The 4,936-nt window shown below is 67.1% G+C and carries 4 protein-coding genes; all 4 read right to left on the bottom strand.

Features of this window, described 5'->3' with window-relative positions; genetic code table 11:
* Nucleotides 1-150: 150 nt before the first annotated feature.
* Nucleotides 151-1,503, bottom strand: a complete 1,353-nt coding sequence (locus DDF70_RS35385) for an IS1380 family transposase (protein ID WP_114946366.1) — start codon at nucleotides 1,501-1,503, stop codon at nucleotides 151-153.
* Between the two features lie 205 nt (nucleotides 1,504-1,708).
* Nucleotides 1,709-2,776, bottom strand: a complete 1,068-nt coding sequence (locus DDF70_RS35380; protein ID WP_114949161.1) for a Gfo/Idh/MocA family oxidoreductase — start codon at nucleotides 2,774-2,776, stop codon at nucleotides 1,709-1,711.
* A 13-nt stretch (nucleotides 2,777-2,789) separates the two neighbouring features.
* Entirely contained in the window at nucleotides 2,790-3,923 is a 1,134-nt protein-coding gene (gene nagA / locus DDF70_RS35375; protein ID WP_114949160.1) for an N-acetylglucosamine-6-phosphate deacetylase, read from the bottom strand.
* Nucleotides 3,923-4,936: SIS domain-containing protein (locus tag DDF70_RS35370; protein ID WP_114948952.1), on the bottom strand; the 1,014-nt coding region annotated here is incomplete at its 5' end. The genes DDF70_RS35370 and nagA, both read right to left, overlap by 1 nt.

The raw sequence follows: 4,936 nt of genomic DNA, 5'->3' as shown, positions 1-4,936 counted from the left end.
TTCCTATTCACCAGAGTTTGCTGCATTGACCTGATTTGCGGCGAGGCGAGCCAATCCGTTGCGTCTCTTTCACCGCAGCGAGGTCTGGCACGTGGGGAACGCGTTGGCAGGGGCAGGATAGAGCGATCAGGGCGATGGCGGCCCCGTCTCTCAGGGCGAGGCTGCTCGCGGGCTGGGCAGGAGTGTCGCCGCTACGGCGCGGAAGAGGTCAGCGTCCGGGCAGCCGGAGGCGAAGGCCAGTCGGATGCGGCTCGCCGTTTCCTGCACCCGCACGGCGATCTTGAGCAGGCGCAACCGCAGCGTGGCGAACTCAGCCCGGGCGAGATCGCGTGCAGCCGGGATCGCCTCCCGCACCGCCAGCATCAGCCAGTAGGCGGCCGTGTGCAGCACCAGCCGAACTTGGTTGGCCACCGCGCGCCGGCACGAGGTTCGGTCGGACGCGAGGTGCGCCTTGTGGAACTTGATCCAGTTCTCGGCTTGGCCCCTGGCACAATATAGGCTCTCATAGATGACCCGCGCGCTGGTCCCGATCAGGTTGGTGACCACACAGCGGATGTCGAGCCCCAGGCGGGTGGCTTCGATGCGGGCGATCGCGCGACGCTCGCACGACCAACTCTTGGCCCGGTGTGTCGTCTCGGCAAAGCCACGCACGACCTCGCAGTCGTCCACCGCCCGCTGGGTGCGCACCGCATCCGCCTCGTTCTGGACTTTGGCGGTGAGCGGCCGGGTGCCGGCCAGCCCGAACAGATAGCTGACGCCGTTCTGCTCGCAGAAGTCCATGGCCTCGGGGCGGGCATAGTGACTGTCGCCGCGGATCGTGATCTGCGTGAGAGGCCAACGTGTGCGGATGCGGCGCACGAGGCGTCGCAAGTAAGCCCGCACCTCACGGCCGGAGGGCGTCTTGCCCGGCCGCAGCACGATCGCCACCGGGCGGCCGGTGCTGTCATAGACATGGATCGGCAGAAAGCAGCGCTCGTCATAGTGCGCGTTGAACAAGGACAGTTGCTGGTGCCTATGCACCACGTCGCAGGTGTCGTCGATGTCCAGCACCACTCCGTCAGGGGGCGTGACATAGCTGTCCATCCACTGATCGACCAGAGCATAGGTCAACCGGATCGCATCGCGGATCGTCGGCGCATTCTCCAGCCGCGAGAGGGTCGGCTGCGAGGCCAGATCCGCTCCAGTCTCCGGCAGGTGCCCGCAGGCGAGCTTGAACGCCGGATCGGCGCGCAGCGGGCCGAAGTCATTGCAGTCCTCATAGCCACACGCGATGGCGAAGATGCGGGCGCGGAGCATGTCTGTGATCGCGTGCGTCACGCGGACGGGATCGCGCCGATCCGGGATGAAGCCGGCGAGCCGCTCGGCGATGCCAAGGCGGCGCTCGGCCTGGGCCAGAAGCATGACGCCGCCGTCGGACGACAAGCGCCCGCCGTCGAACGCGGCGGTGATCTTCTTGCGGGACACGGCTGGAAACGGGAAGGTGGCAGGTGTATCGTCCGGCATGGCGGGTGTGGCAGCCTCGAACGGAGAGCAGGATCGGCTTCAGCAACCAAATCCTACGCTGCTTCAAGTGCTTAAGCTACATCCGCCAGCCCTCATCCCTCTTCCGATGCATAAGAACGGTTAGAGCATCTTTCCTCGAAGTGGATTCGGTTCCCCGGTCAAGAATGCGGCTCGCCGGGTCGGATTTCACGAGAACCAAACCGCTCTAAAGAGAGACCACCCGCCCTGTTCGCACCGCCTCGTCGGCGGCCAGCACGATGCGGAGAGATCGGACGGCATCGTTCATGTGGTCCGTCAGGTCCACCTCCTCCTGGATCGCCCGCAGGAGGAAGCGCTGCTCGCGCTCGCAGAGAGCATCGTGATCCGGCTCGTCCGTGGTGCTGATGCGCTCATCCGCCTTCGCGAAGCTTCCATCCTCTTTCAGCGCCGCGTGGTGAAGCAGGATCTGGTTGGTCTTGGTGTGGGCATTGATGTCGTCCGAGCGGATTTCGCCGGCCGTCTCGGCCATGACGATGCTCACGCTTCCCTTCGGCCCGATCACGTCCTTCACGAAATAGGCCGTCTCGCTCATCATCGGGCCCCATCCGGCCTCGTACCAGCCGACCGAGCCGTCGTCGAAGGTCACGTGGAGATGGCCGTAATTGTACATGCCGGCCGGCATGTCCTGCGTCAGGCGCGTGCCCACGCCGTGCACCTGCACGGGCTTCGCCTTCGTGATCTGGCACATCACGTCCACGTAATGCACGCCGCAATCAACGATGGGGGAGAGGGATTGCAGCAGACGTTTGTGCGCATCCCAGGCGGCCCCGCTCGATTGCTGATTGAGGTTCATGCGGAAGACGTGAGGCGTGCCGAGAGTCCTGGCGATCTCGATGAACTTGATCCAGGAGGGATGATGGCGAAGGATATAGCCGATGACGAGCTTGCGCCCGGTGCGCATCGCCGTCTCGACCACGCGTTCCGCATCCGCCACATTGTCGGCGAGCGGCTTCTCCACGAAGACATGCGCGCCCGCCTCCATGGCGCGGATGGCATAGGGCGCGTGCGTGTCGGACCACGTGTTGATGGACACCACATCGGGCCTGACGGCTTCGAGAGCTTCCTCGAAATCGGAAAAGCGCGGCGCATCCTGCAGGGCGGCCGGAAGCTCCATGCTGTCGATGTTGCGCGTACAGAGCCCTGCGATCTCGTAGCCGTCGATCCGGCTATAGGCGAGAGCATGGGACAGGCCCATGTTCCCGAGTCCGACCACGAGAACCCTTTGCGCGCTCATCGGAAGACCCCGTTCAGTTGCTGTTTCCGCCGATCCAAGTCTGCCGCACCTGCAGGCCCTCGTCGAGGAGAACGAGATCGGCGCGATAGCCGGGCGCGATGCGGCCCAGTTCGTGATCGAGCTTCAGGAATTGAGCGGGGATCAGCGATGCCATTCGCAGCACGTCCGGCAGGGCAAGCCCCAGCCGCTCGACGCTGTTGCGCACCGCGCTCGCCATGTCGAGGTCGGAGCCTGCAAGCGTTCCGTCCTCCGTGGTGAGCCTGCCGTCCCGGCGATAGATCGTGCGGCCGTGCAGGTCGAAGCTCGTCAGGTCCGTGCCGGTCACCGACATGGCGTCGGTGACGAGCATCATCCGCTCCGTGCCCTTGGCGGCAATCGCCACGCGCAGAGCCGCATCGCTCACGTGGTGCCCGTCGACGATGAGCCCGCACCAGGTGTCCGGGCTGTCGAGCGCCGCGCCCACGGGGCCCGGATCGCGCCCGGCCATGGGCGGCATCGCGTTGTAGAGATGCGTGAAACCCCGCAGCCCGTGGCGCGCCGCTTCCATGATGGTCGCGTAATCGCCGGCGGTATGCCCGGCGCAGACCAGCACGCCTGAAGCGGCCAAGCGGGCAATCGCCTCCATGCCGGTGCGCTCGGGCGCCAGCGTCACGAGCGTGCGGCCCTCGGTGAGTGAGGTCAGGATCGCGATGTCCTCATCCTCGATCGGGCGAATGAAGGCGGGGTTGTGCACGCCCTTGCGTTCGGGGCTGATGAAGGGGCCCTCGAGATGGATGCCGAGAACGCCGGGCACGCGGGCGGCCAGGGCCGCGCGCATGGCCTCCACGGCTTCCGCCATGGTCTCGCGGGTATCGGTGATGAAGGTCGGCAGAAGGCCGGTGGTGCCATAAGTCCTGTGGGCCTCGGCAATCGTCCGGATGCCCTCAACGCTGCGCACGTCGTTGTAGAGCACGCCGCCGCCGCCATTGACCTGCACGTCGATGAAGCCCGGGGCGAGCAGGCCCTCGATCCGGTGGCGCTCGATGCCGGTGCCCAGATCCTGCTCGTGCGGCAGGCCGAGGATGCGGCCGTTCTCGATCACGACGGCGCGGCCGGCGAGCATGTGCGCGCCATCGAACAGGCGGGCTCCCACGAGGGCGATCGGCATCAGACGGTCTCCGTCACCTTGCGCAGGCGCGGCGGGTTGTCGGGATTGCGGCCGCGCGCCAAGGCAATGGCATTCACGAGGGGGTAGAAGCTCTGGATGAGCGCGATGGGCGCCAGATAGGGATGCGCATCCTCGATCCCCGGCAGGGCGACGCTCGCCCGGCCCTCCGCGGCACCGGCGACGATGACGGGAACGCCCTGCTCGTGCAGCTTCGTCACGAGATCATTGACGCCGCTCAGGGTCTCGTCGCGCTGGCTGAGCACCAGGATCGGGAAGTGGTCGCCCGCCAGCGTCCAGGGGCCGTGCATCAGCTCGGCGGCGCTCATCGCCTCCGCGTGGACGCCGGAGGTCTCCTTGAGCTTGAGGGCGGCTTCCTGCGCGACGGCGAAGCCCACGCCGCGCCCGACGACGAACAGGTTGTTCGCGTCCGACAACTCGGGAAGCGCCGCCGACCAATCGGTCGCGGACGCGCGGGCCAGCACATCCGGCAGGGTGTCGAGGGCCGCCAGCAATTCCTGATCCTGCGACCAGTGCGCCACGAGCTGCAATCCTGCCGCGAGCGCCGCGATGAAGGATTTCGTGGCCGCGACGCTCTTCTCGGGGCCTGCATGCAACGGCAGCACGACCTCGCAGGTGGAGGCGAGCGGCGATGTCGTGTCGTTCACGAGCGCCACCGTCAGGGCGCCGTCGTCACGCCCAGCCTGGGCGAGGTTGAGGATGTCCGGGCTGCGGCCCGATTGCGACACGGCGAGGAACAGGGCGTCGCGCATGCGCGGGCGCGCCTCGTAGACGGAGGTCACGGACGGGCCGACGGACGCGGTGACGAGGCCGGAATGAATCTCGAGCAGGTATTTGACGAAGGTCGCCGCGTTGTCGGAGCTGCCGCGCGCGCAGGTCACGGCGAAGGGCGGCGGCGAGGCGCGCAGGCGCTCGCCGAGCTCGCGGCACAGGGGCGCGTTGCTCTCGAGGAGACGCGCGACCACCTGCGGCGCCTCCTGCGCCTCGCGCAGCAT

It is taken from the genome of Microvirga calopogonii (genome assembly GCF_003347665.1).
GTDB classification, from domain to species: domain Bacteria; phylum Pseudomonadota; class Alphaproteobacteria; order Rhizobiales; family Beijerinckiaceae; genus Microvirga; species Microvirga calopogonii.
Note: the sequence above shows the minus strand (reverse complement) of the source record. Positions and strands in the feature narration are given on the sequence as shown.

What these genes read in the sequence shown, in the direction of transcription:
- DDF70_RS35385 (WP_114946366.1), bottom strand. Translation starts at nt 1,503, where the DNA reads ATGCCGGACGATACACCTGCCACCTTCCCGTTTCCAGCCGTGTCCCGC.
- nagA (WP_114949160.1), bottom strand. Translation starts at nt 3,923, where the DNA reads ATGCCGATCGCCCTCGTGGGAGCCCGCCTGTTCGATGGCGCGCACATG.
- DDF70_RS35380 (WP_114949161.1), bottom strand. Translation starts at nt 2,776, where the DNA reads ATGAGCGCGCAAAGGGTTCTCGTGGTCGGACTCGGGAACATGGGCCTG.